The sequence below is a fragment of the Streptomyces poriticola genome, assembly GCF_036689765.1.
GTDB classification, from domain to species: domain Bacteria; phylum Actinomycetota; class Actinomycetes; order Streptomycetales; family Streptomycetaceae; genus Streptomyces; species Streptomyces poriticola.
Genome location: NZ_JBAGKH010000003.1, coordinates 509,668 through 535,985, shown reverse-complemented (window position 1 = coordinate 535,985; position 26,318 = coordinate 509,668). Strand labels below are relative to the sequence as shown.

Here is a 26,318-nt window from a genome sequence, read left to right as displayed (position 1 = left end):
CCGTGAAGAAGCTGTACCAGGGCCAGCGCTGACCGCCCGACCGCACCGACGTACGAGACTGCTGAGCCGCACATGATCGAGATCCCGTCCGACCTCCACAAGGACCTCGTCCCGCTCGCCTTCCTGCTCGGGAACTGGGCCGGCGCGGGCGTCCACGACTTTCCCGGCGCCGAGAAGTGCAACTTCGGCCAGGAGGTCACCTTCACCCACGACGGCCGGGACTTCCTCGAGTACCACTCCCACACCTGGGTGCTGGACAAGGACGGCAACAAGGTCCGGCCGCTGGAGACCGAGTACGGCTTCTGGCGCATCGACGACCGGCGCCGGGTCGAGGTCACCCTCACCCGCGACGACGGAGTCATCGAGATCTGGTACGGCGAGATGGCCGACCAGAAGCCGCAGATCGACCTGGTCACGGACGCGGTGGCCCGCACACCCGCCGCCCGCCCGTACAGCGGCGGCAAGCGGCTGTACGGCTACGTCAAGAGCGATCTGATGTGGGTCGGCGAGAAGCAGACCCCCGAGGTCGAGCTGCGCCCCTACATGTCGGCACACCTGAAGAAGGTCGTCACCCCCGAGGACGTCGAGCGCTGGGCCAAGGCCCTCCCGGACGATATGCCCGACGACGGAATCGCCTTCTTCAAGTAGGCGGCCGGTCCGGTCGGCCTAGACTTGGCGTGTGGTGAGCACCGACTGGAAGAGCGACCTGAGGCAGCGCGGCTACCGGCTGACCCCGCAGCGGCAGCTCGTCCTCGAAGCCGTCGACACCCTCGAGCACGCGACCCCCGACGACATCCTCTCCGAGGTGCGCAAGACCGCGTCGGGGGTGAACATCTCCACCGTCTACCGCACGCTGGAGCTGCTGGAGGAGCTGGGGCTGGTCAGCCACGCCCACCTCGGGCACGGCGCCCCCACCTACCACCTGGCCGACCGCCACCACCACATCCACCTGGTCTGCCGGGACTGCACCACCGTGATCGAGGCCGATCTGTCGGTGGCCGCCGAGTTCACCGCGAAGCTGCGCGAGGAGTTCGGGTTCGACACGGACATGAAGCACTTCGCGATCTTCGGTCGGTGCCAGGACTGTTCCCTGAAGGGTTCAAGTACCGGGTCGTAGGCTAGGCGTATGAAGAGCCCCCTGCTGTCCCTGCCCGGCGCCGTCCCCGCCGAGGGCGCGGACGAAGGCGTCGCCGCCCACTACGGCGATCTGTTCCGCGAACAGCGCGCCCTCGCCGACGGCACCGGCTTCGTCGACCTCTCCCACCGCGGTGTCGTCACGGTCACCGGCGAGGACCGGCTGAGCTGGCTGCACCTGCTGCTCACCCAGCATGTCAGCGACCTGCCGGCCGGCCGTGCCACCGAGGCGCTGATCCTCTCCGCCAACGGCCACATCGAGCACGCGCTGTATCTCGTCGACGACGGCGCGACCGTCTGGGCGCACGTGGAGCCCGGCACCCGGGAAGCGCTGATCACGTACCTGGAGTCGATGAAGTTCTTCTACCAGGTCGAGGTCGCCGACCGCACCGCGGACACCGCGGTCGTGCATCTGCCCGCCGGCTCCATCGCCGAGGCGCCCGAGGGCGCCGTCGTCCGCGAGACCCCGTACGGCCGTGACCTGTTCCTGCCCCGCGCCGACCTGGAGTCCTTCGCCGACCGGGCCGGGCCCCCGGCCGGGCTCCTCGCCCACGAGGCGCTGCGCGTCGAGCAGCACCGGCCGCGGCTCGGCTTCGAGACCGACCACCGCACGATCCCGCACGAGCTGGGCTGGATCGGCACCGCGGTGCATCTGCAGAAGGGCTGCTACCGCGGTCAGGAGACCGTGGCCCGGGTGCAGAACCTCGGCAAACCGCCGCGCCGGCTGGTCTTCCTGCACCTGGACGGCAGCGAGGTCCATCTGCCGGCGCCGGGCACGGAGGTCCGGCTCGCGGACGACGGCCCCGACGGTCGCAAGATCGGTTTCGTCACCACGTCGGTACGCCACCACGAGCTGGGGCCGGTCGCCCTGGCCCTGGTGAAGCGCAGCGTCCCGGTGGACGCGCGACTGCTGGCCGGGGAGACGGCCGCCGCCCAGGAGACCGTCGTCGAGCCGTAGGGCCCGGTCACCGCGGCCGGATCTGCAGCGGGACCAGGTGTCCACCGGGGCCTGGTCTGCAGCGGGACCAGGTGTCCACCGGGGCCTGGTCCGCAGCGGGACTAGATGTCCAGCAGGACCGTGAACGGGCCGTCGTTGGTCAGCCCCACCCGCATCCGGGCACCGAACCGGCCCGTCGCCACGGTCGCGCCCAGCGAGCGCAGCTGCGCCACCACCTCGTCGACCAGCGGTTCGGCGACATCGCCGGGCGCCGCGGCGTTCCAGGTGGGCCGGCGGCCCTTGCGGGCGTCGCCGTACAGCGTGAACTGGCTGATCACCAGCAGCGGCGCGTCGACGTCGCTGCACGACCTCTCGTCGTGCAGCATGCGCAGGGACCACAGCTTGCGGGCCAGCTGGGCCGCCTTCTGCTCGGTGTCCTCGTGGGTGACCCCGACCAGGACGCACAGCCCTTCGCCGTCGATCTCGCCGACCGTCTCGCCGTCCACGACGACGCTCGCGCCGTCCACCCTCTGTACCACTGCACGCATACGGCCATGATGCCGTGCGCCCCCCGGGCGCCCTCTTGCGACCCCGTACGGGGTTTGTTTTCGCTCTCTAACCCCCCATCTGGGGCGGATCGGGGGCACTCGGTCACATAGTGGCCACAAGTGGTGGCACGATGCTCTCAGACGCCGGTCGAGGGGACGGTAGAGGCACATGAGCACACCGAGCACCGGGCAGCCACCCGGACTCGTCTCGTTGACGTACCCGGGTGGCTGCGAGAGCATCCGGCCACCCGTGCAGCGCACGGACAGCCCCGAGCTGCCCGCCGGGCCTCCGGGGCGCGATCTCACCGCGCTGAGCCTGCCCGAGGTGCGCACACTGCGCCGGGACGCCCAGCGCGAGGAGGCCGACCTGAGCTATGTCCGGCGGCTGCTGCAGGGCCGGATCGACATCCTCCGGGCGGAGCAGACCCGGCGCGGGCCCGATCCCGTCCCGAGCCCCGCGACGCCGGAGCCGGCGTCCGTGGTCGACCGGCTCCCGGAGATCCTCACCGACGGCCCGGCCCGGCACCGCTCCTCGGCCCGCCATGTGACGCTGGGCACCCCGCACGGCGAGGAGTACCGGCGGCTGGCCGACGAGATGCTCGGCGAGGTGGAGCTGTCCGACCTGACGGCCCGCACCGGGCCGGAGCTGACGGCGGCGATGGGGCGGCTGGTGCGCTATGAACAGCAGGTGTCCCGGCGTCGCCAGCGGCTGCAGCGTACGGCCGACGACTGCAGTGCCGAGATCGCCCGCCGGTACCGTGAAGGGGAAGCACAAGTCGACGACCTGCTTGCGTGACGTGCGGGCCCGGTGATCCGGGCCCGGCTGCCGACGGGGGCAGGTTCTCACCCCCGTCGGAAGGCCACCGCCGATGCCACCGCCGATGCCCGCGTCCGCCGTGCCACCCGCAGAGCCACCCGCAGGACCGCCTGCCGCACCGTCCGCCGTGTCCTCGTCCGCACGGAGCGCCGGGGAGCCGTCCGGCGCGGCACCCGTTCTCGCCGAAGTGGTGCGGTCCGGCTTCGTCGAGGGACGGCACCGCGGCAGCCTGGTGACGCTGGATGCCGACGGGAGGGTGGAGCTCGCACTCGGCGACGTGACGGTGCCGGTCTTCCCGCGCTCCTCGAACAAGCCGATGCAGGCGGCGGCGGTGCTGCGGGCCGGCCTCGACCTCGCCGGGGAGCGGCTGGCGCTGGCCGCCGCGAGTCACTCGGGGGAGCCCTTCCACCGCGATCTGGTGCGCAAGATGCTCGCCGAGCACGGCCTGGACACGGCCCGGCTGCAGTGCCCGCCCGACCTGCCGCTGGACGCGCGGGAACGCGAGACGTACCTGGCCTCGGGCGCGGCACGCGACCGGGTCACCATGAACTGCTCCGGCAAGCACACCGCGATGCTCGCCGCGTGCACGGTGCGCGACTGGCCCCTGGACAGCTACCTCGACCCGGGCCATCCGCTGCAGCGGCTCGTCCACAGGGTTGTGGAGGAGTCGGCGGGTGAGGAGGTCGCCGCCGTCGGGACGGACGGCTGCGGGGCACCGCTCATGGCGATCAGCCTCACCGGGCTGGCCCGCGCCTACCGCTCCTTCGTCCTCGCCGAGCCCGGCTCCGCCGAGCGCAGGGTCGCCGACGCGATGCGCGCCCACCCCGAGTACGTCGCCGGCAGCCGCCGGGCCGACACCCTGCTGATGCGCGAGGTGCCGGGCGCGCTGTCCAAGATGGGTGCGGAGGCCGTGCAGGCGGTGGCGCTGCCGGACGGCCGTGCCCTGGCCTTCAAGATCGACGACGGGGCGTCCCGCGCCCTGGGCCCGGTACTGGCCCGCGCGCTGACCCTGATGGGAGTCGGCACCCGGGTGGCCGCGCGCATCGGCCGGTCACCGCTGCTGGGCGGCGGCCGCGAGGTGGGGGAGATCCGCGGGGTGTTCTGAGGTCCGCGGGGTGTTCTGAGGTCCGCGGGGTGTTCTGAGGTCCGTGGGATGTTCTGGGGTCCGTGAGTGTTCTGGGGTTCGCGGGATGTGCTGGGGGCCGTAGGTGTGCTGGGGTCCGTGGGGGTGCGCTGGGGTCCGCGGGTGTTCTCGGGTCCCGTGGGATGTTCTGACGCAGGAGGGGCGAGACGTCCGCGAGCGCGGGTGGCGGGGAAAACGGCGCGACGGCGGCGAGGCCGGATGTCTACGGTGGGCGTATGACCCGCCGCACCGACATCGACGTCCGTCCCGTCACCGAGGCCGAACTGCCCGCCTGGGACCGGGCCCTGAACACCGGGTTCCTGCAGGCACCCACCTCCCCGGACGAGGTGCTCCGGGCCCGCCGCCGCCTGTTCGTGCCCGGGCGCCTCCTCGGCGCCTTCGACGGCGACCGCTGCGTGGCCACGTTCCGCTCCTTCGACCAGGAGGTCACCGCCGTCGGCGGCACCCCGGTGCCGTCGGACGCGATATCCAACGTCACCGTCAGCCCGACCCACCGCCGCCGCGGCCTGCTCACTCGCATGATGGCCCAGGACCTGGCGGCGGCGAAGGAGCGGGGGGACGTCGTCGCGACGCTGATCGCGGCGGAGTACCCGATCTACGGCCGGTACGGCTTCGGCCCCGCCACCACGATGGCCGAGTGGACCGTGGACGTGCCGCGCGCCGGTCTCGACCCGCGCTGGGCAGGACCGGAGGACGGCGGCCGGATCGACCTGGTGGACGGCGAGGAGGTCCGCAAGCTCGGCCCCGAGCTGTTCGAGCGGCTGCGCCTGGCCCAGCCCGGCGCCGTCAGCAAGCCCCCTGCGTGGTGGCAGGCGCGCACCGGGGAGCTGCGGTTCGAGTCGCCCTGGACGGAGCCCTTCTTCGCCGTGTACCGCACGGCGGGCGGCGAGGTCGAGGGCATGACGGCCTACACGGCGGACGACCGATGGGGCGACGCCAAGCAGCCGCTGAACACCGCGTCCGTCAAGTGGCTGATCGGGGCGACCCCGGCCGCCGACCGCGCGCTGTGGCGCTATCTGTGCTCGATCGACTGGGTCACCACCGTCAAGAGCGGCTGGCGCGCCCCCGACGATCTGCTCCCGCACTTCCTGCCGGACCCCCGGGCCGCGCACATCACCTCGCAGGCGGACTGGCTGTGGGTGCGGATCCTCGACGTCGTACGGGCCCTGGAGGCGCGGACGTACGAGGCGGCGGGCTCGCTGGTGCTGGAGGTGGCCGACGCCGCCGGGCTGACCGGTGGGCGGTGGCGGCTGGAGGCCGCGGCGGGCGGGAAGGGATCCTGCACGGCGACCACCGAGAGTGCCGAACTCGTCCTCGACGTACGGGACCTGGCGACGCTCTGGCTGGGCGACGAGTCGGCCGTGCGGCTGGCGGCGCTCGGCCGGGTGCGGGAAGAACGAGCGGGCGCCGCCCGTGAGGCCGACGCCCTGCTGCGTACGTCCAGGCGGCCTTGGTGCCCGGACATGTTCTGAGGCCGCTCCCGCTCCCTCCTGCCGACGACGGGTGTGTGCATCCGTAGCGTGCTCTTCGGTTGTCGGTGTGTGGTTGTGGCTGTGCTGTGTGCAGATGTGGCTGTGATCTGCGGTTGTGGCTGTATCTGTAGTTGTGCGTGCTATCTGCGGTTGTGGCTGTGATCTGTGGTTGTGGCTGTGCGGGTGTTTCCGTGCCGATCGGGCTCCCGGCTCCCCTCCGGAAGGGAGCCCGGCCGGCCGACGGGTCGGATACGGCCTAGCCGGACTGGGCGAGCAGCATCACGAGGATCACCGCACCGATCCCGCCGATCGTGGCGTTCTTCGCCTTGATGCCGATGGACAGCGCGACGAACGCGATGATGCCCATCGGCCCGTACTTCCACTGCACGAGCTGCTCGAACCCGATGACGAGTGCGGCGACGACGATGGCGATGAGCGGCATGGTGTTCCCCCTTCGGGACGCGCCCCCGAGGGGACGTGGTTCCCAGCTGTCACCCTGCTGGCCAACCTCCATGAGGATTGACCATGTTGCTCAAGTTGGCTGCCAACTTCACTGTACTTATCTCCACTTGGAAGCGACTCATAACCACCTACTTTTGAACTGCCATAAGATGGCGGGAAGTTGTACTGTTTGGTCGTGGACCCGGAACACGCCTCCGTCAATGGGCGGACGAGGCCACAGCGGTCACAGCGGACACCTCGCGAGGTGGCCGACGAGCTGCGCGCCCGGATCAGGTCCGGGGTGCTGCGGCCGGGCCAGCGCATGCCCACGCAGGCCCGGCTGGCCGCGGAGTTCGGTGTCGAGCGCGGAGTGGTCCGGCAGGCCCTGCGCATCCTGCAGTCCGACCAGCTGCTCACCGATGTGACCAAGGGCAGTCCGGCCACCGTCGCCCCCGACCCCGACAGGGCGCTGACCGGCCCTTCGGCGCTGCCGCAGCCCACCACCGTGTACCTGGCGTCCCGGGTCGCCGACGCCTTCGCCGCCCAGCACGTCGAGATCGACGCCCTGTGCCTGACCGCGGTCTCCCTCAACCTCGCGCTCGGTGAACCGCTGCGCGAGATCCATGCCGGGCGGCTGAAACCGGCCAAGATCGACGTCCGGGTGCTGCTGCCCTCCCGCGCCATCGACCTTGCCTTCCCGGTCCCGGTCCGGGGGCGTCGCGGGGACGGCCCGGTGCACGAGCGGTGGGTGGCCCAGCGCAACGCACAGGGGCAGGTGCTCCAGCACAACCTGCTGGCGCTGCGGGCCACCCACGCCATGGATGTACAGGTCTCCTTCCGTGCGCTGCCGTTCACGCCTCCCGTGAAGCTGTACCTGCTCAACGGCGCGGAGGCGCTGTTCGCGTACTACACGCTCACCCGGAGCAGGCAGGAGATCGACCACGAGAGCCTGGAGATGTACGACGCCGAGGGAACCCGGTCCATGCTGTTCGCGTTCAGCCAGGGGACCGGGGCGCGGGACGCGACGTTCGTGGAGCAGTCGCATCTGTGGTTCGACGCGCTGTGGGGGACGATCAGTTCGGATCTGGTGCTGACGGCCTGATTCCGGTCACAGGGCGGGGCCCGCGACCAGCAGGGCGAGCAGCACCGCACCGGCGGAGCTGAGGGACGGACTCTTCACCTTGATGCCGATGGTGAGCAGGAGCAGGCCGACGAGGCCGGCGGCGCCGTACCGCCACTGGACGAGCTGCTCGAAGGCGATGACGAGAACTGCGGAGACGAGGGCGAGGACGGGCACGGTGGTTCCCCCCTTCGGAAGCAAAACTTCCGCCAACTTGGACGAGTTGGTAACCAACTCTGCTTAGGTTGTCCCCACTTGGCTCTAATCTATAAACAACTTCTCAACAACTCCTCATAGATGGATCGGAGTTGTACCGTTTGGTCGTGACCACCACCCAGGAGAGCGCGGACGTGAACGGCAGCAGCAGGCACTCGTCCCAGGAGATCGCCGACGTCCTGCGCGAGCGCATCCGCGTGGGCGAGCTCAAGCCCGGTGACCGGCTGCCCACCCAGGCCGAGCTCGCCGAGGAGTTCGGCGTCGAGCGCGGCACGGTCCGCCAGGCCCTGCGGGCGCTCCAGGAGGACGGGCTGCTCAGCAACGTCAGCAAGGGCAGCCCTCCGCGCATCGCCGCGCCGGCACCCGTCCACGGGGAGCCACAGCCGGCCATGGTCGGCCTGGCGTCCCGGCTCAGGGACGCCTTCGCGGTGCCCCGGGTGCGGATCGACGCCGTGTGCCTGACCGCCGAGACGCTGATGCTCGGCCTCAGCGAGCCGCTCCGCCTGATCCACGAGGGCAGGGTCCGGCCGGACTCGATCGACGTGCGGGTGCTGATGCCCTCGCGGGACATCAATCTCGCCTTCCCGGTCTCGGTCGGCAGCCACGGCACCGCCACGGCCCCCGCCGGTGCAGGCCCCGCCCCGGCCGGCAGCGACGACGACCCCGTGCACCAGCGCTGGCTGCAGATGCGCAACGCCCAGGCGCAGGTCCTGCGGCACAACCTGCAGGCGGTCCGCGCCACCCACGGCATCACCGTCCAGGTCCGCTTCCGCGCCCTGCCCTTCACCCCGCCGGTGAAGATGTACCTGCTCAACGGCGAGGAGGCGCTCATGGGGTACTACACCCCCGAACGGCGCGAGGAGGAGTGGGGAAGCCTCACCCTGGAGATGTACGACGCGCTCGGCTCGCAGGCGCTGCTGTTCTCCTTCCTCCGGCGCACGGGCCACCGGGACGCGGCCTTCGTGGCGGAGACCGAGAAGTGGTTCGACGCCCTCTGGGAAACCATCACGTCCGACCTGACACTCTCCTAGTGACTTCTGATGCGACGCAGACCGAACGGGTGGCGAGGGAGAGGGAGAGAGTACGCCCCCTCGTGGCCCGTGCCCGGGTCGTCCTCTGGGACTTCGACGGTCCGATCTGCCGGCTGTTCGCGGGCCACAAGGCCCATCAGGTGGCGGAGGACCTGATCGAGTGGCTCGGGGCGCAGGGCCTGCGCGGTCTGCTGACCCCGGAGGAACAGCGGACCGCCGATCCCCATGTGGTCCTGCACGCCGTCGACCGCATGCACCCGCGCAGCGATCTGGTCGCCGCGCTGGAGGAGCGGCTGACCGAGGCGGAGCTCACCGCGGCGGCCTCCGCCTGGCCCACCCCCTACGCCGATCCGCTGATACGGACCCTGGTGGCCACCGGCGTGCGGCTCGCCATCGCGACGAACAACTCCCCCAGGACCGCCCGCGCCTATCTGAGCGGCCGGAACCTGGAAGCCTGCTTCGCGCCCCACGTCTACGGCCGGACCACGAACCTGGCGCTGCTCAAGCCGCACCCGTACTGCCTCGACCGCGCCCTCACCGCGACCGGGGCCACCCGGGAGGCCACCCTGATGATCGGGGACACGCCGTCCGACCTGATCGCCGCCCGCCGGGCGGGCATCGGGTTCCTCGGCTACGCCCGTGACGAGCGGAAGCGGAAACTGCTGCACGAGGCCGGTGCCGGTGCCGGCGACGTGGTGACCTCGCTGGAGTCGGTGCTCCAGGTGGCGCGGGACCGTCCCTGAACCGGGCCCGGCGCCCGCGCGTACCCCGTTGGGCCCACGGATCGCCCCGGTCCGTGTGTGCGCGGAGGGCACCGACGCTAGGGTGTGCTCACCTTCCCTTCCCAGGAGTGTTCCGTGGGCGCACCTCCTGCCTCCGTGCGCGAGTTCTGGGGGCGATGTGCCGCCGATCCCGTCTACGACGAGTTCGTCCGGCAGGCTGTGCAGGACGGAGTGATGACCGGTGGTCATCACCACCGCACCTATGTGCTGCCGCTCTCCGAGCCGATGGCCGCGCGCCTGGGGCGCGCTCCCGGCGGCCCGGTCGTGGTGCGGGTGCGCAGGACGGACGCCCTGCCGCTGGTGGTCCGGACCTGGGAACGGGAACCCGAGCTCCTGCGGGCCGTCGGCCGGGTCGTCCCCGGTGTGCCCGAAGTCCTCGCCGACCGCGGCCGCTCCGCCGTCCACAGTTTTGCGGCAGGCGTGCCGCTGTCCGCGCGGATCCCGTACGGCGAGCCGGTGCCCGCGCCGAGAATCCGGCAGCTGACCGGGTTCCTCGCCGGGCTGACGCGCGTACGCAGGGAGCAGCTCCCGCCGCTGCCGTCGGCCTGGCCCCGCAGCGACCGGGACGGCCAGGGCTTCCTGCGGACGCTCGCGCGGACGGCGGACCGGTCCGTCCGGCAGCCCAACTGGGCGTCATTCGGCGGGCTGTTCGTGATGCTGGGCGTGCCCGAGGGCGCCCTGGCCGACTTCGCCGCGCGGGTGCCCGTCCTGGCCCGCCGCCCCTACGGTCTGCTCCACGGGGACCTGCACCGGGACAACGTGATCGTGCCGGACGACGTGATCGTGCCGGACACCGCCGCAGCGGCGCCGCCGAGCTGGCTGGACTGGGAACTGGCGACGTACGGGGATCCCCTGCACGATCTCGCCGTGCATCTGGTGCGGATGCGGTACCCGCAGCGGCAGTGGGCCGAGGTGGTCGGCGCCTGGGCCGATGCGATGACGGCGGTCAGACCGGCGGCCGTGCACGGGCTCGCCCGGGACCTGCGGCACTACGTGGCGTTCGAACGGGCGCAGTCCGTCTTCCCGGACGTGGTGCGGGCTGCGGTGTCCCTGACGGAGTCGTGGGACGAGGCGGGTCTGGCGGCGGCGACGGCGGCCGTGCGGCGGAGCCTGGCGGGGGCCGAGGAACCGCTGCGGCTGCCCCGCGTGCCGGACACCGCCGAGATCGAGCGCGCGCTGCTGCGCTGGCAGCGGGCCCGGCACGGCCGGTCCGGACCGGGCGGGGCCGCCGCGCGCACGGGCGAGTGGCAGCCGGACGACCGGGTGCCCGAGGACCCCTCCTTCCCGCGGCATCTGGTGAGCCGCGCCCTGGTGGCCGAGGCGCAGGCGCCCGCGGAACGGGTGTTCCAGGGCACCGCGCACCTCAACACCGTGGTGTCGGTGCCCGGCGCCGCCTTCCCCGTGGTGGTGCGGCGCAGGGTCGCCGCAGCGGTACGGCGCGAACGCGCCCTGGGATTTCTGAGCGAGCACTCGGTCCTGGACGCCATCGAGCGGGCGGACGCGGCGGTACGGGCACCGCGCGTACTGGCGCTGGGGGTGAGCCACGGCGACCGGTTCGCGATCCACACCTATGTCGGACCGGCCGACCCCGGACAGCGGCCCGGGCACCCGGTGCACGGGCTGCTGCCGCACGAGGCCGACGACCTGGTCGACCAGCTGTGCGCGCTGACCGGCGTCGACTGCCGCCGGCTGGACCCGGCCGCGGGCGATCTGCCGTTCTTCCACTGGCTGACCGAGCAGCTCGTCGCGATCGTGGCGGGGCTGCCGGACAGGACCCAGCAGACGGCACGGCTCTTCGGGCTGCCCGACGCGCGCCGGCTGCACGAGATCCTGTCCCGCCACCGGATGACGGCACGCGCCCCGAGCCTGCTGCACGGCGACCTCAACCCGTGGAACCTGGTGCGCGGCGAGCGGCCCGGGTCCGCCCTGACCGTCATCGACTGGGAGATGGCCATGGTCGGCGACCCGCTGTACGACCTGGTACGGCACATGCATCTGACGCCGACCCGCCCGGAGATCCGGGACCGGATGTTCCGCCGCTGGGAGAGGAACGTTCCCTCCGACTGCTCCCGGGACTGGGAGCGGGACTGGCGGATCTACCGCCGGCTGGAGACGATCCGCTCGGCCTACGTCGACCTCGACCGCCTGGTCACCGGCGTCGGACTGGACGCCCCGAACGTACGCCGCGCCGTCGACTCGTACGCGATGACGCTCTCCGCCGCCACCGCCTGCCTGGGCCTGTCCGCCAGAGCCCCCTCCGGCCCAGCCCTCCCCCTGCCCCCCGGCCGCCCCACCACCCGCTGACCCGGCGGTCCGTACGCTCACCACAGCACGCGCCGGCTCACCGGGGGGCGAGCACCTCCGCCACCCGGGAGAAGCCGTCCGTTCCGTGGCCGAGGGCGATCACCCGGCGGGCCTGGCCCTCGATCACGCGCACCACGCTCGCGTCGATCCCGTGCGCCTCGGAGGCGTGGACGATGTGGGCCAGGGTCGAGGCCGCCGAGGTGATCGGGTTGAGCTCGCCCGAGTACGTGCCCGTGTCGGTGTCCTCGGCGAACTCCGTGAACAGCTCCGGCAGGATCGCGGCGATGCCCTGGGCGAAGGGGGCGAGCTCCCGGGCGGTGACGCCCTCCGCGCGGGCCACGGCGAGGGCATGGGTGTAGCCGGCCGCCGCCGTCCAGAAGATGTCCAGCAGCGCGATGTCGTACACCGCCGCCCGGCCGATCTCCTCGCCGAGACGGGTATGGGTGCCGCCGAGCGCCGCCAGCACCGGCCGCTGCTCGGCGTACAGCTCCTCCGGGCCGCTGTACAGGAACACCGCGTCGGGCGTGCCGATGGTCGGCGCCGGGGTCATGATCGCGCCGTCCAGGTAGCGGATGCCGTGCCGGGCGGCCCAGTCGGCCGTGTCCCGGGCCCGGCCGGGGGTGTCGGCGCTCAGGTTCAGCACCGTACGGCCCTTGAGGGCGGCGGTGACCGCGTCCTGTCGCAGGACGGCGTCGGAGGCGTCGTAGTTCACCAGGCAGACGACGGTCAGGTCACTCGCGGCCACCGCCTCCTCGGCCGTGGCCGCCGGGTGCGCGCCCCTGGCGGCCGGCTCGGCGTCCCGGCCCGGCGTGCGGTTCCAGACGGTGGTGCGCAGACCGGCGGCCAGGAAGGCCCCGGCCAGCGCCCGGCCCATCGGCCCGAGCCCCAGGACGGTCACGGTGGCGGCAGACTGATCGGTGGGCACAGACATGGTTCAACTCCCGTAACATGGCTGACAGACGCTGACAAAGGGGGCACGGCATGACGCGGCGACGCCATGATCCGGACGTCTGCGGGGTGACGGCCGCGATCGCCGTGATCGAGGGCAAGTGGAAGACCGCGCTGCTCTGGCTGCTGGAGAGCGGCCCGCAGCGCCCGGCGGAGCTGCGGCGGCAGCTGCCGGGCCTCAGCGAGAAGGTGCTCACGCAGGCGCTGCGCGAGATGGAGGCGGACGGACTGGTGCACCGGGAGGTGCACGACGTGCTGCCGCTGAAGACGGTGTACTCACTGACCGCCTTCGGCCGTGAGCTCGCCGAGGCCCTCGGCCCCTTGTCCGACTGGGGCCACCGCCGCCTGGAGCGGCTGGCCGCCGGGGCCCGCCCGGCCTCCTGAGGAGTCCGGCCTCCTGAGGAGTTTGGCCTCCCATGGGGCGCCCGGCCTCCCGGGGTCTCCTGCCACCCGGGCGTCCCGCCTCCGCGGTGTCCTGCCTCCTGAGGCGCCCGTACCTCCGTTCTCCTGTGCCCCACGACCAGCTTCCGTCGGTGGCCGCCACCTGCCAAGTACCCACAAAAAAGTGGGTGCTCGGACGGGCCGCGGAGGACGGTGCGCCGGGGTCGCCGGGGGTGTCAGGCGGTACGGGCGCCGAACGGGCCGTCCGGGGCGAAGGCCAGGTCGGTGAAGCGGTCGCCGATGCGCAGGTGGGTGGCGGCGTCCGGGTGGAGGCCGTCGGGCAGCGGGAGTTCGGCGTGGTCGGACGCACCGTAGAGTTCGAGGCCGTCGAGGTAGTGCAGCCGCGGGTCGTCGGCGGCGCGCTCCCGCACGATGCGGACCAGTTCCTCGCGGATGACGGTGAGCGTCAGCTTTCCGGCGGCGCGCTCGGCGGGATCGCCGGTGGCGAGAAAGCCGAGCCGGCCCTCGGCGAGCGCGGCGAGGTCGAAGGTGCCGGGGCCCGGGGTGTCCTCGTGGATCGGGCAGTACAGCGGCGAGACGACGAGCAGCGGGGCGGTGGGGTGGCCCTCGCGCAGCGTGTCGAGGAAGCCGTGCACGGCCGGGCCGAATGCGCGCAGCCGCATCAGATCGAGGTTGACCAGATTGATCCCGATCTTGACGCTGAGCAGGTCGGCGGGGGTGTCCCGCATGGCACGGGCGGTGAACGGGTCGAGCAGGGCGCTACCGCCCAGGCCCAGGTTGATCAGTTCCACCCCGGCGCGCGAGGCGGCGCGGGCCGGCCAGGTGCCGGTGGGGGCCGCGGCCTCGGAGCCGTGGCTGATGGAGCTCCCGTGGTGCAGCCAGACCCGGCGGCCCCGGTCGGGCACGGGGGCGACGGGGGCGTCCGTGCGCAGGGCGACCAGCTCGGTGGTCTCGTTGTGCGGCAGCCAGATCTCGACGTCCTTGTCGCGGTCCGGGAGTCCGGTGAAGCGGAGGGTGCCGGGCGGACCCGTGCGGTGCTCGGCGGCACCGGTGGACAGGTCGACGGTGAGAGTGTGACCGCCGCTCGCGGTGGCCCTGCCGTGCGGGCGGCCGCCCACGAGGAGTTCGTAGACACCGTCCGGGCGGGGCGGGGCGCCGGTGTAGGTCCGCCTGGTGGGCAGCGTGTCCAGCTCGACGACGGTGGCCCGGGTGCGCAGGGCCAGCCGTACGCCCGAGGGCTGGGCCTCGACCAGCGCGAGCTGCGGGTCGGCGCACTGTGCCCGGGCCCGGGCGGGCAGCCGGTGCGGCAGCAGGCCCCGCTCGGTGCGTTCCAGTTCGAGGGCGCCGCGGATCAGGTCGGCGGTGAGCGGCGTGGTGATCAGGTCGGGATGCTCGGGGTGCATGGGGTGGCCTGTCGGTCGGGGGGCGGGCGGTCAGTGGGCGTCGTCGCTCAGGGGGGCGGTGGGCGCGGGCCAGTTGCGCAGCAGGGCGTCCAGGGCGTCCAGGATCCGGTCCCAGGTCTCCTGGGTGTCGGGGGCGCTGTGGCTGAACCCGCCGCCCATCTCCAGGCTGACGTAGCCGTGGAAGGTGCTGCCCAGCAGCCGTACCGCGTGCGTCTGGTCCGGTTCGCCCAGCTCGTAGCCGCGCAGCAGTGCCCGGGTCAGCCGGGCGTGCCGGACACCCGCGCTCGCGGCGGCGGTCGCGGGGTCGAGGCGCAGCTGGGCGGCGGCGTAGCGGCCGGGGTGTTCGCGGGCGTAGTCGCGGTACACGTCGGCGAGGGCGGTCAGCGCGTCCTTGCCGGCCCGCCCGGCCAGGGCGTCGGCGGCCCGGTCGGCCAGCTCCTCCAGGGCGAGCAGGGCGATGCGCGTCCTGAGGTCCTGGGAGTTCTCCAGATGCGAGTACAGGCTCGCGGCCTTGACGTCGAAGCGCCGGGCCAGCGCCGAGACGGTGACCTGGTCGAACCCCACCTCGTCGGCGAGCTCGGCTCCCGCGCGGGTGAGCCGCTCGGCGGTGAGTCCTGCGCGTGCCATGGGTTCCTGCCCGCTCCGTCCCTCGCGCCTGCCGCCGGTCGACGACCACTTCCATCGCCGAGCATGAATCTGCCTACAGCCTTTAGGCAAACACCGGATGCTTTAGGTTCTGCCGGCGGCGTCGCTGAGGACGGACCGGAGCCGGGCCCGGCACTCGGCGACGAAGGCGGGGAAGGTGCCGTCGTAGTAGGAGATTCCGGAGACACCCACGGCGACCGCCCAGGCGCGGGCCCGGGTCCAGGTCGCCTCGTCGAGGCCGGCGGCGTCCCAGTAGGCCTGGCGGGCCTGGTGCGGCAGGTCCCAGACGGTGGAGTGCTCGGCGTCGGGAAGGCCGACCGAGAGCGCCCCGAAGTCGATGACCGCGTGGAGTCCGCCGTCCCGGACCAGGAGGTTGGTCGGCTTGAGATCGCCGTGCAGCCACACATGGGGCGCGCGGGACCCGGGTAGGGCAAGCGCCGCACGCCACAGCTGCTCCAGGGTGTCGAAGTCGAGGCCGGCGCCGCCGGCGGCGGTCCGGCAGTCCCGGAAGGATCTGCCGATCCAGTCGTCGCAGGCCCGCAGCCCGCCCCCGCGGTACCAGCTGAGGTCGCCGGTGCGCGTTGCCCCCATGAGGCCGATGCCGTGCAGTTCCCGCACGACCGCCGCCAGGTCGGTCCCGAACGCGGCCCAGTCCCGGACGGTGTCCGGACCGGCCACGTCGCCCTCGATCCAGCGGTAGACCGACCACGCGAGCGGGAAGGCGCCGGTCGGTGCCCCCGTGTGCACGGGCTCGGGTACGGAGCAGGTGAGCAGCGGTGCCAGGCGGGGGAGCCATTTCTGCTCCTTCCGCAGGGATCCGCTGTGCCCGGCGGTGCGCGGCAGCCGTACCAACAGCTCCTCGCCCAGCCGGTACATGGTGTTGTCGGTACCCGCTCCGGCGGGCGCCAGCGGCAGTCCCGCCCAGTCCGGGCACTGTGCCTCCAGCAGTGAGCGGACCAGCGTCTCGTCGACCGGAATCTCGTTCTCGTGAAGCATCACGCCGAAAGTCTGGGCGTGTGGCGCACCGCGGGGCCAGTGACTTTCCGCCGGGACCGGTGCGCCCGGGCGTGCGCCGGGTCCGGGGGCCGCGAAGCGGCCGCCTCAGGGACGGCTGTGTGAGACTCGGCCCGTGTGACCACCCTGGGCCGGCTGCGCAAGGCCGCGCTCGCCCTTCCGGAGGCGAGGGAGGGCACCCACGGCGGCATGCCCGCCCTTCTCTGTACGGGGCAGGGGCTTCGCCTCGGCGACCGAGGACGGCACGACCGGGTCCGGCTCTCGCGTCCGCGGGACGAGACCGAGTCCGCCGTGGCCACGCACCCGGGAGGAGGGCGCCTGGTCCGCGGGGGCGGGCCGGACGGCCCCGGCGCCGACCTGCCCGCCGGTATCGGCAGGCCGGCGACCCGGGCACTGCTCGGCGCGGGTCTGACGACGCTGGAGCAGGCGGCACAGCGCATGTGCGACTCCACCATCCCCGCCCGCGACGAGGGCCGCCTCGACGCCGAGACGCTCGACTGGATCGGCACCCGTCTCCCCGCACTGCCGCGGGACACTCCGGCACTGATCGCCTTCCACCAGCCGCCGGTCGAACTCCACCATCCCCTGCCCGACTCCGGGATGCTCGAACAGCCCGGCCGGCTGCCCTGCTGGACGTGCCCCCGCAGTCGTCGCCTTGCTGACCGGCCACGCCCACACGGCGGCGGCCCCGGCCTTCGCCGCCCGTCCGCTGATCGTCGGCCCGGCCGTCACCCGGACCCTGCGCAGGCCCTGGGAGGGCGACCGCCCCGCGGACCGCGACCAGCCGCCCGGCCCGGCCTTCCACGTACTGGGTGACGACCACCGCCTGACGACCCATTACCGCGTGGTGCTCTGACCCGCGCGCCCGCGCCTCGCACCCTTGTGCAGGCGCGTCTCAGGAGAAGTCGTACACCGCCCAGTCGGCGAGCGAGCGATAGCCGAGGCGCTGGTAGAGGGCGTTGCTGGTGGGGTTGGACAGATCCGCGAACAGCACGACCTCCCGCGCGCCCGCGGCCAGCGCGGCCCGGCTCACCTCCGCGGTCACCGCCCCCGCGTAACCGCGGCCGCGCAGCCGGGCCGGAGTGTGGACGACGTCCACCTGGATCTGGCCGCCGATCATCGGGTTCATGCCCGCGATGGACACGGGGGTGCCGTCCGGGGTCTCCCAGAGTGTGTAGCGCTTGTCGGCGAAGCGAGTGCCGGCCCAGGAGCCGGCATCGACGACGACGGCCTCCCCGACCGCCTTGGCGAACTCCCCGCACCAGAACATGACGTGGTCGAGATCCTGCTCGCCCAGGACGCGGCCCCGGCCCGCCGGCGGCGGCTCCGGTGGGGTGAGCGTGCCGAGGCGGTACAGGCGCAGCCGTGTGCCACGGAGGTTCGGCGTTGCGCCGGTGTGCCGCTGCCAGGCCTCGGCGAAGGCGGTGGCGGTGCGGTGGTCCGCGCTGACGTAGGGAAGACGGTGCCCGAGGGCGGCCAGGCGGGCGGCGAGGGCGTCGGCCTGCTCGACGGTGAGCGGGGTGGCGCCCAGACCGCGGGACGGGAGGCGGAAGAAGGCGGCGCGGATCTCGCCCGCTCGGTCCTGGCCCGCTCGGTCCAGCATGCCGAACAGAGGGGCTTCGCCGTCGCCGAACGCGTCGGCCCTGCGCGCCCGCAGTCTTGCGGTCCACGTCAGCGGCATGACGTGCAGGCCGGGCCGAGAGCGCAGGAAGTCCCCGGCTCGGGCGAGAAAGTCGTCGACGTCTTCGGTGAGGTGCCAGTCGCCCGGGAGCATGCGTCAGCTTTTCATGAGGATCGGAAAGCCGGCCCATGGGTGTGGATCCAAGCCAATGCTTGGCGTGGAGTGAGAAATCCCTGGGATTGACCGGTGTTGTCGCCGCCCGCGATGATCAGCGCACGGCCCAGGCGGCACCCCGTCCGGCACTCCCGCGGGGCCGCTTCTCCAGCGCGTCAGCCCGGGCGGAAGCACGGACGGGTGCCGACCGAGCGACGGAGGGACCCCACCCATGCCTGCCACCCCCGCCGATTCCCGCAAGGCCCGGGCCATCGCGCTGCTGCGCGAGCTCGGTGCAGCGGAGACCGCCCATCCGGGCGGCACTCTCCTCGCCCACCTCCAACGCGTCCAGGACCAGCTCGCCGCATGGGGTGCACGCCCCGCCCTCCAACATGCGGGCCTGTGCCACGCGTTCTACGGCACCGACGGATTTCCTGCCGCACTGCTGCCCCCGGACCGCCGGGCCGTGCTCGCGGCGGTGATCGGCACCGAAGCCGAGGCCGTCGTCCATCTCTACGCCTCCTGCGACCGGGAGGCCACCTATCCGGCACTCGCCGACGCGGACGCCCCCTTCCACGACCGGTTCACCGGCCGCGCCCGGATCCCCGGGCCGCAGCTGCGCCGCGACTTCGCCGAGCTGTCCGCCGCCAACGAACTCGACCTCGCCCGCATCGACCCGGCGTTCCGCGAGAGGTGGGGAGCTGATCTCCTCGCCCTGTTCACCCGCCTGCGCCCGCTGCTGAGCCGACCGGCCTGGACGGACTGCCGCGCGGTGCTGGCGCAGGGCGGTCAGTCCTGAAACAGCTCCTTCTTGTACCCGGCGATCTTCCTGGCCTGCTCCAGCTTCTGCGGCCCCTGGAACCGGTTCATATGGGCGGCCATCGCCACGGGATCCTGAACCTGTAGCAGGAAATCGGCCATCTCCTCCTTCTTGACCACGTCACGGAACTCGCTCTCGGTGAGCGGGGCGAGCCCCGCCTGCAGCGAATCCCGCCGCTCGACCGCGACGATGTCGTAGGGCGCCGCCTGCCTGGCGATCCAGCCGTGCTCGGCGCCGGTGGCGCCCTTCGCCAGGTACTTCCTCTTGATCCGGACGGTGAGCACGTACCCGTAGCGGGCCTCGGCCGCGAACTTGGCGGCGATATCGGGATCGGTGGAGAACTCGATCAGCTTCGCGATCTCGTCGTCCCGGTGCTGACTCACGTAGCCCTGGACATGCTCGGGGTCCGGCTTCGTGGCCTTCTCGTCGGGGCTCTGGAGTATCTTCGGGAAACTGACGAAGGATCCGCGGATTATCTCCTTCTGGAGATGCATCCGCTGCGTGGGCGTCACCCCGCGCTTGAGGAGAACCTCCTGTTCGCTGTCCTCGGGCAGCGCCGCGATGTCGTCCTCGGCGCTGAGGCCCGGGGGCTGTTCCTGCAGCGCCACCCGCCTCCCGGCCCGGGCCTCCTCCGGCTGCTCCCCCTCCTCCGTCATCCGCTGGACGGGTCCGGTCGGGCCGTTCGCCGTGCTGCGCGAGGCGGTGAGGGAGGGGGCGGTGCGCTCACCCGCGGCGTAGGCGTTGCCGTCCCTCTCGGCCGCTCGCTCGGAGTCCTGCCCCGGGTCGGTGACGGTGACTCCGGCGCCGTTGCTGTGGCCCGTCTCGGGTATGCCCTTGAGGTTCTTGTCGACATGGCTGAGCTCATGACCGATCAGCCGCTCCTCGCCCGCGGCCCCGGCGGACAGGAAGATGTGGTGGCCGACGGTCATGGCCTGGGCCCCCATCGCCTCCGTGGCCCGCTGGGCCACCTCACCACGGTGGACACGGGTGGAGGCGAGCGCGTCGTTCTGGTAGAACGCCCCGGCCCTCGCCACGACCGACGAGGGCAGCGACTCGCTCGGCGAGTTCATGGCGGCGGCCAGCAGGGCGCTCTGCCCTTCCGGACCGGTCTCCTGCTCCCCGCCGTGGACGTGCTCGTCCTCCTCCGCGGCCCGCGCGACGGTGGTGTCGTGCGGAGAACGCTGTACCGGCGGTTCCTGCGAGCTGTGCCCGCATCCGGGACCGTGCCGGTGCCGGTCGTGCACTCCCGGCTGTCCGCCCCGCCGCACCATCTCGACGACGGCTTCGTTCCCGACCCGGCTCTGCAGGCCGAGCATCCGCTGCACGGCCGGGCCGGCGGACGCGGGAGCCGCCGGCGGGCGCCGAGCCGCCGGCCCCGTCTCCGCCGTGCTGTTCTCGTCACGGGCCCGTCTCATACGTCTTCCTCCGGCAGTCGCAGGCGAACGAACCGCCTCACGCTCGCACGGAAGCCGGTCCCGCCCCCAGGACCGCGGGGGCAGGACCGGGGCACACCTCCCGCCCCGACGGGCCGGATGCACGGGCCCGGGACGAGGGGGAGGAAGCGGACAGCGGCTTCCCTGCCGGTACGGCACTAAGGCGCGATCTCGAACTCGGGCGGCCGGAGATCCGCCAGGCACGACGTGTTCGGCCTGTCCGGGGTGTCGAAGAACGAAACGGTGATCTCCTGCGCGCACGGTGACTCGGCGAAGGCGACGTGGGCGACGTAGGGAACCGTGACCACGGTGGACCGGCTCAGCGTCCGGGCGGCGTACGCCCCGTTGCTCGCCCCGGTCTGGGCGTCGAACCCGGCTGACGTGACGAGCGCAGGGACGTCGCTCCGCGTGACGTCGCGGATCGAGCGCGGTGCCGCGGGGATGTCCCAGGCGCGGCAGTCAGCGTGGAGGAAGGGCAGCTGCGGGGCGTTGGCCAGGACCGAGCGGGGGAACGACGGGAACGCGCGGCGTCCGGCACGGATCACGTCGGCCTCGCTCTCGAAGGGGGTCCACTCACTGCAGAAGACGCCGTACGCGAGTCCGTGGGCGAGCCTGCCGACGGCCTGCGGGCTGAGCTTTCCGCCCGCCCACTGCTCGGCGATCCGCTGCGGGTCGCCGTGGGCGATTGCGTCGATGGAGCGGGGCACGCCGGCGGCCAGGTGGGTGGCCGAGGTCAGCCAGTTCACCAGGACCCCGCCGTCGATGACGACCTCCACCGGGGCCGGCCGGTCGGGGACGGTGACGGTGGTCGTGACCGGCCGGGCCTCGAGCTCACGGACGAGGCGCTCGAAGGTGTCGGACAGGTTCGGATAGCGGCTGTTGCAGGCGGGCTGCTGCGCGCAGGCCTCGAACAGGCCGTCGAAGCCCTGGCGGGCGGCGCTCCAGGTCAGGCTCGCCCCGGCCAGGGACGGCGGCAGCACGCCGTCGATGCCGACCGACCGGATGCCCTTCGGATGCTCCCGCAGGTAGGTCAGCGCCAGGTCGGTGCCGTAGGAGATGCCGAACACGTTCCACTGCCGCAGGCCGAGCGCCCGGCGCAGGTCGGCGTAGTCGGCGGCGCTCTCGGTGGTGTTGTAGGCGCTGAGGTCCACCCCGCGGTCCGCCAGCCGGTCGCGGCAGGCCCGGGTCGCCCGGACGTGGAGGCGCCCGGTCGAGGGGGCGTTGTAGACGAGACCTACGGCGCGGGCGTTGAACTCGTCGATGTTCGGACAGGTGAGCTCGGGGTCGGCGGAGTACGTGCCCCGCTGGGACATGAAGATCACGTCCCGGTCGCGGTTGAGGCCGCCGTCGATCGCCAGCTGGGCCTCGGAGACCGCGTCGTCGCCGGGCCCGCCGGCGAACCACACGATCGGGTCGGACGCCCGCGCGCCGGTGTCGGCGGCCGGCACGATCGCGACTCCGAGGGTGATCTTCCGCCCCTTGGGCCGGGACCGGTTCTCGGGCACGGTGAGCGATCCGCAGCGGGCGCCTTCGAGAGCGGGGACCGGGTCCGCGGTCCTCGGGCAGGGGCCCGGCACGAAGCGGGCATGGCCCACGGTCCGGGCGACCGTACCCAGCGGTGCCGGGTTCCGGGGGTCGGCCACGGCGGGTGCCGCGGCGAGGCCGGCGACCAGGAGACCGGCCGTGGCCCCGGCCAGCACGGCGGGCAGGCGTCGTACGGTGCGACGCCGGTGGTGCGGCGGGCGGACGGACATCATGCGCTCTCCCGGTCAGGGGTGATGGTGAACGGTCTGGGTGCGAGACCCGCCACGCAGCCGGTGTCGGGCGAGGTCGGATGCGTGAGGAAGGACGCCAGGATGCTCTGGGCGCAGGGCGACTGGGGGACCACCCAGTGGCCGATGCCGGGAATGCGCACCGTGGTGGAGCGCGGCAGCGTCCGGGCCGCGAACGCGCCCCAGCGTGCCCCGGTCTTCGCGTCGAACGTTCCGGAGACCACCAGCGCCGGCACCTTGCTGAAGGTCGTCCTCCGCTGGATGCCGGTACGGTCGGGGACGTCCCAGACGCGGCACACGTCGTGCTCGAAGGGAAGCTGCGGTGCCTGGGCCAGCACCGTGTCCGGAAAACCGGGAAAGGCCCGGCGGCCCGCCGCCAGCAGATCGGCCCGCGAATAGCCCGGCACCCACTCGCTGCAGGCCACCGACTGGGTGAGGCCGTGCGCGAACTCGCCGATGACCGGCGTGGCGCCGGCGGCGCGGGCCCGCGCGAACCGCTCCGGGTCGCCGTTGGCGAGTTCGTCGAGCGCCGCGGGTACGTCGACGGCCGGTACGGCGTTGGCGACCAGCAGGTTGACCAGCGCGCCCCCGTCGAGGACGACCTTCACCGGCGCCCCGCCCTGCGGTGGCTGCGCGGTGACCGTCAGGGGGCGCGCCTCCAGCCGCCGGACCTGTTCGGTCAGCGTGCGCGGGAGGTCGGGGTAGCGGTTCTTGCAGCGCGGCTGGGCCTCGCACGCCGCGAAGATCGCCTCGATCCCCTCGCGGGCGCTGTCCCAGGTCCACGGCAGGCTGACGACCTGCGGCGGGACGACGGAGTCGATCGCCACCGAGCGGATCCCCCGGGGGTGCAGGCGGAGATAGGTGAGGGCCAGGTCGGTGCCGTAGGAGTAGCCGTAGACGTTCCACCGGTCGATGTCCAGCGCCCTGCGCAGATCGGCGAAGTCCGCCGCGTTCTCGGTGGTGTTGTAGGCGGCCAGGTCGACACCGTCGGCCGTCAGGCGGTCCCGGCACTCCTCGGCGGCGCGCACCAGCAGCCGCCCGGTCGACGGCGCGTCGTAGCGCAGCCCGACGGCGTCCGCGTAGAAGCGGTCGATCTCCGGGCAGGCGAGGTTCGGCTCCGAGTAGAGCCCGCCGCGCTGGGTCATGACGATCAGATCGCGGTCCCGGTTCACGCCGGAGTCGATCAGGAAGGGGATGTCCCCGATCGCGTCGCCGCCGGGCCCGCCCGTCATGAACACCACGGGTTCCGGGGCCGGTTGCGCCGAGACGGCCGGAATGATCGCGACGGCCAGCCGGATGGTGCGCCCGCCCGGACGGGCCCGGTTCTCGGGAACCTCGAGGAACCCGCACCGCCCCGGAACCGGCTCGGGCGCGTCGGGGCAGGGCCCGGGCACGAACCGCGCAGGAGACTCCGGCAGCGGCTCGCCCGGGGAGGGTGACAGCGCGGTGCTGGGCGTGGGGGCGAGGGCGCCCAGAACGGCCAGACCGGCTGCGACGAGCGCCACTCTGGTCCGCGTGTCCCGGGAGCGTCGGTGTGCGCACCGGTCTCGTGTCCGCCGTCGCGGTACCGGCCCGCGGCTCTCGGGGACGGGCGGATGGCAGCCCGTTCCGTTGCCCTGTTGCGCCATGTGAACTCGCTCCCGTCGCCGTCCGTGGCCGCGGACGCCGACTACGCCCGCGCGTGGCTGCGCCCGCCACCGCATGCTGCGGGCGGGCGTTGCGTAGCCAGCCTTGGCGCGCCGCCCGACGGCCACCACCCGTGGACTCCACTTGGAGCATTCCGGCTTCGCCCGGTCAGGGGGCCGGTGCCGGACCGGAGGGCGCGCGAGGTGTTCCGGCGCGTGCGACGAGCTCCTCCCGGCCGACCGCCAGGCGGGTCGGGCGAAGTCCGCTGCGGTTCGGCAGCGCCCTGGAGGGGCGCGGGGAACTGCGCGACCGGGCCACGACGGCGCCGCGGACGAGCGACGGCACAGCCCGGCACTTCCGGCGGAGCGCTCAGGCGGCGTAGTAGCCGGTGGACTTGGCGGCGCTGCGGAACTGGAAGTAGTAGCGGCTGCCGGAGATGACGTCGGTGGCGATGGTGTTCCAGGTGCCGGCCCTGGCGAGGGTGTAGCCGGACTGGCAGCCGTGGCCGGTGAAGCAGACGCGCACGTACCGGTTGGTGTTGGGGCGCAGGTTGATGTCGTTGCAGTAGCCGGTGGTGGTCAGCGGGGTCTGGTTGAGGGGATAGGTGTAGTACTCGGTGTGCTTGATGTAGGCGCGGCCGGTGTCGTAGCAGGCCGCGGCGACTGCCACCGGTGCGCCGTCGGGGGCCTGGGGCTGGGCGGTTGCCGTGGCGGCGGTGGCGGCGAGAAGTGCGGCGGAGGTGCTGAGGCAGGCGGCCAGGCGCTTGAGGGCGGTGTTCATGGATGGTCCCTTTCGGTGCGATGCGGTGCAACTCGGTGCAGTGCAGTGCAGTGCAGTGCGATGTGGTGCGGGTGCGGGTGCCTGCGGGTGCGGGGCTGGGTGGGGCGGAGCTGGGGTGGGGTGGTGGGCGAGACGGCGGACGGTGCGTCGGCCGTGGCGAGGCCGGCCGGGCGTGGGCGGTGGCCGGAGTGGGGCCGGACACCGCCCGCCGTGCCGCCCGCCCCGCGCTCAGCGGCGGTGACCGCGCCGACGGTGGCGGGACCGTGCTGTCCGCCGACCGTGTCGTGCCGGGATCACGGGATGGTGCCGAGGAGCGCGGGAGTGCGTTTCAGGGAGTTCTATCGGCCGGTGATTCCGGTGATTCCGGCGACGTCCAGGCGGCGTGCCAGGTGGCCGGGCCCACGACCCCGTCGGGGTTCAGGCCCTGCGCCTCCTGGAAGGCCACGCAGGCTTCCCGGGAGCGGCGGTCGTAGGCGCCGCCGACGGGGACGTCCCAGCCGCGCTCGCGCATGCGCCGCTGCCAGACGCGTACGCCGGGGTGCACCGTCCTCGGCGGCCAGGTGAACAGCACGCCGGGCCAGTCGGGCGCGGCGGCCGTGGCCGGGGCGCCGGACCCGGCGGCGCCGGACAGGGCGGCCCCGGACCCGGTGGCGGCGGCCGTGGTGACCGGCGCGCTCCAGGCGGCGTACCAGGTCTTCTCGCCGACCACGCCGTCGACGGTGAGGCCCTTCTCCTGCTGGAAGGCGAGGCAGACGCGGCGGGACTGCTCGCCGTAGGCGCCGTCGACGGTGATGCTCCAGCCCCGGTCCTTCATCCGCTGCTGCCAGGTGCGCGCGCTGGAGTGCACGGTCACCGGCGGGTAGTGCAGCAGGACACCCGGGAACGGCGGGATGTCGGGCGAGGGCGGATCGCCGGGGTCGCCGGAGGAGCCCGGGTCCATGGCGGACATGTGGTTGCCGAGCCGGCCGGGGCACTCCGTGGGCAGGAACGCCTGGTGACCCCGGATGTCGGCCGCCGCCCCGCCGACGCTGCGCAGGCGGGCGATGGCGGTGCGGAAGCCGTCGATGAGGGCGTCGGTGACGGCGTCGTAGGAGCTGGAGGTGCCGCCGACCAGACCGCACACGGCGTAGTAGCGGTCGTTGGAGTCGTTCGTGCCGTTCGCGGCGGTCCTGATGCCCACGCCGCGGCCCTCGTATATCGAGCCATGGACGCAGACCAGGTAGGTGTAGGCGATGTCGTCCCAGCGGTTGGTGTCCATGTGGTGGTTCTGGATGCCGCGGACCTGCCCGGCGCAGCCGGAGTGGCTGCTCGCCGCGAAGCGGGTGGCTCCGGTGTGGTGGACCGCGACTCCTCCCCGTGCCGGGTCGATGTCCGTGGAACGCGCCTTCGGGTCCCGGGCGCCCCACTGGGCGCGGGTGACGAACGTGGCCATCAGAACCTCCCGCCGACCGCACCGCCGGCCCTTGCGGTCCCGGTGGGCAGGCCGCACTCGGCGGCGGCGTTGAGCGGTTCCCGGGACACCCCGTCGGCGCGGTCGGCGGCCGAGACGCGCGGGATACGGGCGGCGGGGTGGTCGGGGCCGGTCACCACCGGCAGCTCGGCGGCGGGGCCGGTGGCGTGGGTTGGGTCGGCGGCGTGGGCGGGGCCGGAGCAGATGACGGGCAGGGCCGCCGCAACGGCGGCGCCGGCCGCCGCCCGGCCGGACATCCCGAGGAATCCCCGGCGTGTGGTGTGATCGGTCATGAGTCAACTATC

26 protein-coding genes and 1 pseudogene are annotated in these 26,318 nt (G+C 73.0%); 13 read left to right on the top strand and 14 right to left on the bottom strand.

Annotated elements, in window-relative coordinates:
• Nucleotides 1–72 precede the first annotated feature (72 nt).
• Genes V5O46_RS07560 through ygfZ form a run of 3 tightly spaced genes read left to right on the top strand, consistent with a single transcriptional unit; the run spans nt 73 to nt 2,092 of the window.
• Nucleotides 73–648 carry an FABP family protein gene (locus V5O46_RS07560; RefSeq protein ID WP_332883652.1) on the top strand — a complete coding sequence of 192 codons (576 nt, stop codon included), beginning with the start codon at nt 73–75 and terminating at the stop codon, nt 646–648.
• A gap of 31 nt (nt 649–679) precedes the next feature.
• The gene (locus V5O46_RS07555) at nt 680–1,117 is read left to right on the top strand and encodes a Fur family transcriptional regulator (RefSeq protein WP_332883651.1); all 438 of its coding nucleotides are present in this window, start codon (nt 680–682) and stop codon (nt 1,115–1,117) included.
• A gap of 9 nt (nt 1,118–1,126) precedes the next feature.
• Nucleotides 1,127–2,092, top strand: coding sequence for a CAF17-like 4Fe-4S cluster assembly/insertion protein YgfZ (gene ygfZ / locus V5O46_RS07550; protein WP_332883650.1), 966 nt, complete (start codon nt 1,127–1,129; stop codon nt 2,090–2,092).
• Between the two features lie 101 nt (nt 2,093–2,193).
• On the opposite strand, the gene dtd is transcribed toward ygfZ, so the two are convergent.
• A complete protein-coding gene (gene dtd / locus V5O46_RS07545) occupies nt 2,194–2,619 on the bottom strand; it encodes a D-aminoacyl-tRNA deacylase (protein ID WP_332883649.1) in 426 nt (141 codons plus the stop codon).
• 169 nt (nt 2,620–2,788) lie between these two features.
• On the opposite strand from dtd, the gene V5O46_RS07540 reads away from it, so the two are divergent.
• The 3 genes from V5O46_RS07540 (at nt 2,789) to V5O46_RS07530 (ending at nt 6,052) form a co-directional block, all read left to right on the top strand.
• Complete coding sequence (locus V5O46_RS07540; protein WP_332883648.1) at nt 2,789–3,415, top strand: RsiG family protein; 627 nt, start codon at nt 2,789–2,791, stop codon at nt 3,413–3,415.
• Between the two features lie 85 nt (nt 3,416–3,500).
• Nucleotides 3,501–4,541 (top strand): asparaginase, encoded by a 1,041-nt coding sequence (locus V5O46_RS07535; protein ID WP_332883647.1) that lies wholly within the window; start codon nt 3,501–3,503, stop codon nt 4,539–4,541.
• 254 nt (nt 4,542–4,795) lie between these two features.
• Entirely contained in the window at nt 4,796–6,052 is a 1,257-nt protein-coding gene (locus V5O46_RS07530; protein WP_332883646.1) for a GNAT family N-acetyltransferase, read from the top strand.
• 256 nt (nt 6,053–6,308) lie between these two features.
• Here V5O46_RS07530 and V5O46_RS07525 read toward each other — a convergent pair whose 3' ends face one another.
• Nucleotides 6,309–6,494, bottom strand: a complete 186-nt coding sequence (locus V5O46_RS07525) for a hypothetical protein (protein WP_332883645.1) — start codon at nt 6,492–6,494, stop codon at nt 6,309–6,311.
• 189 nt (nt 6,495–6,683) lie between these two features.
• On the opposite strand from V5O46_RS07525, the gene V5O46_RS07520 reads away from it, so the two are divergent.
• On the top strand, nt 6,684–7,595 hold the full coding sequence (locus V5O46_RS07520; RefSeq protein WP_332883706.1) for a FadR/GntR family transcriptional regulator: 912 nt from the start codon (nt 6,684–6,686) through the stop codon (nt 7,593–7,595).
• Between the two features lie 6 nt (nt 7,596–7,601).
• Here V5O46_RS07520 and V5O46_RS07515 read toward each other — a convergent pair whose 3' ends face one another.
• Nucleotides 7,602–7,790: a hypothetical protein gene (locus V5O46_RS07515; RefSeq protein WP_332883644.1), complete on the bottom strand. Its 189-nt coding sequence runs from the start codon at nt 7,788–7,790 to the stop codon at nt 7,602–7,604.
• A 146-nt stretch (nt 7,791–7,936) separates the two neighbouring features.
• On the opposite strand from V5O46_RS07515, the gene V5O46_RS07510 reads away from it, so the two are divergent.
• The 3 genes from V5O46_RS07510 to V5O46_RS07500 all read left to right on the top strand — a co-directional run bounded on the left by V5O46_RS07510 (nt 7,937) and on the right by V5O46_RS07500 (nt 11,946).
• Nucleotides 7,937–8,860, top strand: coding sequence for a GntR family transcriptional regulator (locus tag V5O46_RS07510; protein WP_408648927.1), 924 nt, complete (start codon nt 7,937–7,939; stop codon nt 8,858–8,860).
• Nucleotides 8,860–9,603, top strand: coding sequence for an HAD family hydrolase (locus V5O46_RS07505; RefSeq protein ID WP_332883643.1), 744 nt, complete (start codon nt 8,860–8,862; stop codon nt 9,601–9,603). Before V5O46_RS07510 ends, V5O46_RS07505 begins: the two co-directional genes overlap by 1 nt.
• Before the next feature lie 114 nt (nt 9,604–9,717).
• Nucleotides 9,718–11,946: a phosphotransferase family protein gene (locus tag V5O46_RS07500; protein ID WP_332883642.1), complete on the top strand. Its 2,229-nt coding sequence runs from the start codon at nt 9,718–9,720 to the stop codon at nt 11,944–11,946.
• 37 nt (nt 11,947–11,983) lie between these two features.
• Here the strand turns inward: V5O46_RS07500 and V5O46_RS07495 are convergent, their stop codons facing one another.
• Nucleotides 11,984–12,877, bottom strand: coding sequence for an NAD(P)-dependent oxidoreductase (locus V5O46_RS07495; protein ID WP_332883641.1), 894 nt, complete (start codon nt 12,875–12,877; stop codon nt 11,984–11,986).
• Between the two features lie 50 nt (nt 12,878–12,927).
• Between V5O46_RS07495 and V5O46_RS07490 the strand changes: the two genes are divergently transcribed.
• The gene (locus tag V5O46_RS07490; protein ID WP_332883640.1) at nt 12,928–13,278 is read left to right on the top strand and encodes a winged helix-turn-helix transcriptional regulator; all 351 of its coding nucleotides are present in this window, start codon (nt 12,928–12,930) and stop codon (nt 13,276–13,278) included.
• 233 nt (nt 13,279–13,511) lie between these two features.
• Here V5O46_RS07490 and V5O46_RS07485 read toward each other — a convergent pair whose 3' ends face one another.
• The 3 genes from V5O46_RS07485 to V5O46_RS07475 all read right to left on the bottom strand — a co-directional run bounded on the left by V5O46_RS07485 (nt 13,512) and on the right by V5O46_RS07475 (nt 16,343).
• Nucleotides 13,512–14,699: a GDSL-type esterase/lipase family protein gene (locus V5O46_RS07485; RefSeq protein WP_332883639.1), complete on the bottom strand. Its 1,188-nt coding sequence runs from the start codon at nt 14,697–14,699 to the stop codon at nt 13,512–13,514.
• A gap of 30 nt (nt 14,700–14,729) precedes the next feature.
• Entirely contained in the window at nt 14,730–15,326 is a 597-nt protein-coding gene (locus tag V5O46_RS07480; RefSeq protein WP_332883638.1) for a TetR/AcrR family transcriptional regulator, read from the bottom strand.
• Between the two features lie 102 nt (nt 15,327–15,428).
• Nucleotides 15,429–16,343 (bottom strand): aminoglycoside phosphotransferase family protein, encoded by a 915-nt coding sequence (locus tag V5O46_RS07475; RefSeq protein WP_332883637.1) that lies wholly within the window; start codon nt 16,341–16,343, stop codon nt 15,429–15,431.
• 390 nt (nt 16,344–16,733) lie between these two features.
• Between V5O46_RS07475 and V5O46_RS07470 the strand changes: the two are divergent.
• A pseudogene (locus tag V5O46_RS07470) lies at nt 16,734–17,214 on the top strand (phosphodiesterase); the annotation flags it as partial.
• A gap of 39 nt (nt 17,215–17,253) precedes the next feature.
• Here V5O46_RS07470 and V5O46_RS07465 read toward each other — a convergent pair.
• Entirely contained in the window at nt 17,254–18,132 is an 879-nt protein-coding gene (locus tag V5O46_RS07465) for a GNAT family N-acetyltransferase (RefSeq protein WP_332883636.1), read from the bottom strand.
• A gap of 232 nt (nt 18,133–18,364) precedes the next feature.
• Here V5O46_RS07465 and V5O46_RS07460 point away from each other — a divergent pair, with 232 nt between their 5' ends.
• Entirely contained in the window at nt 18,365–18,931 is a 567-nt protein-coding gene (locus V5O46_RS07460) for a DUF6817 domain-containing protein (protein ID WP_332883635.1), read from the top strand.
• Here the strand turns inward: V5O46_RS07460 and V5O46_RS07455 are convergent.
• The 6 genes from V5O46_RS07455 to V5O46_RS07430 form a co-directional block, all read right to left on the bottom strand.
• On the bottom strand, nt 18,922–20,367 hold the full coding sequence (locus V5O46_RS07455) for an eCIS core domain-containing protein (protein WP_332883634.1): 1,446 nt from the start codon (nt 20,365–20,367) through the stop codon (nt 18,922–18,924). The two genes, V5O46_RS07460 and V5O46_RS07455, sit on opposite strands and share 10 nt — an antisense overlap.
• Before the next feature lie 176 nt (nt 20,368–20,543).
• On the bottom strand, nt 20,544–22,142 hold the full coding sequence (locus tag V5O46_RS07450) for an alpha/beta fold hydrolase (protein ID WP_332883633.1): 1,599 nt from the start codon (nt 22,140–22,142) through the stop codon (nt 20,544–20,546).
• The gene (locus tag V5O46_RS07445; RefSeq protein ID WP_408648936.1) at nt 22,139–23,389 is read right to left on the bottom strand and encodes an alpha/beta fold hydrolase; all 1,251 of its coding nucleotides are present in this window, start codon (nt 23,387–23,389) and stop codon (nt 22,139–22,141) included. Before V5O46_RS07445 ends, V5O46_RS07450 begins: the two co-directional genes overlap by 4 nt.
• Before the next feature lie 763 nt (nt 23,390–24,152).
• The gene (locus V5O46_RS07440; RefSeq protein WP_332883631.1) at nt 24,153–24,563 is read right to left on the bottom strand and encodes a hypothetical protein; all 411 of its coding nucleotides are present in this window, start codon (nt 24,561–24,563) and stop codon (nt 24,153–24,155) included.
• Between the two features lie 328 nt (nt 24,564–24,891).
• Entirely contained in the window at nt 24,892–25,995 is a 1,104-nt protein-coding gene (locus V5O46_RS07435; RefSeq protein ID WP_332883630.1) for a peptidoglycan recognition protein family protein, read from the bottom strand.
• Nucleotides 25,995–26,306: a twin-arginine translocation signal domain-containing protein gene (locus V5O46_RS07430; protein WP_332883629.1), complete on the bottom strand. Its 312-nt coding sequence runs from the start codon at nt 26,304–26,306 to the stop codon at nt 25,995–25,997. Before V5O46_RS07430 ends, V5O46_RS07435 begins: the two co-directional genes overlap by 1 nt.
• Between the last annotated feature and the right edge of the window lie 12 nt (nt 26,307–26,318).

What these genes read in the sequence shown, in the direction of transcription:
- V5O46_RS07460 (WP_332883635.1), top strand. Translation starts at nt 18,365, where the DNA reads ATGCCTGCCACCCCCGCCGATTCCCGCAAGGCCCGGGCCATCGCGCTG.
- dtd (WP_332883649.1), bottom strand. Translation starts at nt 2,619, where the DNA reads ATGCGTGCAGTGGTACAGAGGGTGGACGGCGCGAGCGTCGTCGTGGAC.
- V5O46_RS07485 (WP_332883639.1), bottom strand. Translation starts at nt 14,699, where the DNA reads ATGCACCCCGAGCATCCCGACCTGATCACCACGCCGCTCACCGCCGAC.
- V5O46_RS07525 (WP_332883645.1), bottom strand. Translation starts at nt 6,494, where the DNA reads ATGCCGCTCATCGCCATCGTCGTCGCCGCACTCGTCATCGGGTTCGAG.
- V5O46_RS07535 (WP_332883647.1), top strand. Translation starts at nt 3,501, where the DNA reads ATGCCCGCGTCCGCCGTGCCACCCGCAGAGCCACCCGCAGGACCGCCT.
- V5O46_RS07560 (WP_332883652.1), top strand. Translation starts at nt 73, where the DNA reads ATGATCGAGATCCCGTCCGACCTCCACAAGGACCTCGTCCCGCTCGCC.
- V5O46_RS07495 (WP_332883641.1), bottom strand. Translation starts at nt 12,877, where the DNA reads ATGTCTGTGCCCACCGATCAGTCTGCCGCCACCGTGACCGTCCTGGGG.
- V5O46_RS07540 (WP_332883648.1), top strand. Translation starts at nt 2,789, where the DNA reads ATGAGCACACCGAGCACCGGGCAGCCACCCGGACTCGTCTCGTTGACG.
- V5O46_RS07490 (WP_332883640.1), top strand. Translation starts at nt 12,928, where the DNA reads ATGACGCGGCGACGCCATGATCCGGACGTCTGCGGGGTGACGGCCGCG.
- V5O46_RS07480 (WP_332883638.1), bottom strand. Translation starts at nt 15,326, where the DNA reads ATGGCACGCGCAGGACTCACCGCCGAGCGGCTCACCCGCGCGGGAGCC.
- V5O46_RS07440 (WP_332883631.1), bottom strand. Translation starts at nt 24,563, where the DNA reads ATGAACACCGCCCTCAAGCGCCTGGCCGCCTGCCTCAGCACCTCCGCC.
- ygfZ (WP_332883650.1), top strand. Translation starts at nt 1,127, where the DNA reads ATGAAGAGCCCCCTGCTGTCCCTGCCCGGCGCCGTCCCCGCCGAGGGC.
- V5O46_RS07530 (WP_332883646.1), top strand. Translation starts at nt 4,796, where the DNA reads ATGACCCGCCGCACCGACATCGACGTCCGTCCCGTCACCGAGGCCGAA.
- V5O46_RS07445 (WP_408648936.1), bottom strand. Translation starts at nt 23,389, where the DNA reads ATGACGGGCGGGCCCGGCGGCGACGCGATCGGGGACATCCCCTTCCTG.
- V5O46_RS07455 (WP_332883634.1), bottom strand. Translation starts at nt 20,367, where the DNA reads ATGAGACGGGCCCGTGACGAGAACAGCACGGCGGAGACGGGGCCGGCG.
- V5O46_RS07430 (WP_332883629.1), bottom strand. Translation starts at nt 26,306, where the DNA reads ATGACCGATCACACCACACGCCGGGGATTCCTCGGGATGTCCGGCCGG.
- V5O46_RS07435 (WP_332883630.1), bottom strand. Translation starts at nt 25,995, where the DNA reads ATGGCCACGTTCGTCACCCGCGCCCAGTGGGGCGCCCGGGACCCGAAG.
- V5O46_RS07465 (WP_332883636.1), bottom strand. Translation starts at nt 18,132, where the DNA reads ATGCTCCCGGGCGACTGGCACCTCACCGAAGACGTCGACGACTTTCTC.
- V5O46_RS07450 (WP_332883633.1), bottom strand. Translation starts at nt 22,142, where the DNA reads ATGATGTCCGTCCGCCCGCCGCACCACCGGCGTCGCACCGTACGACGC.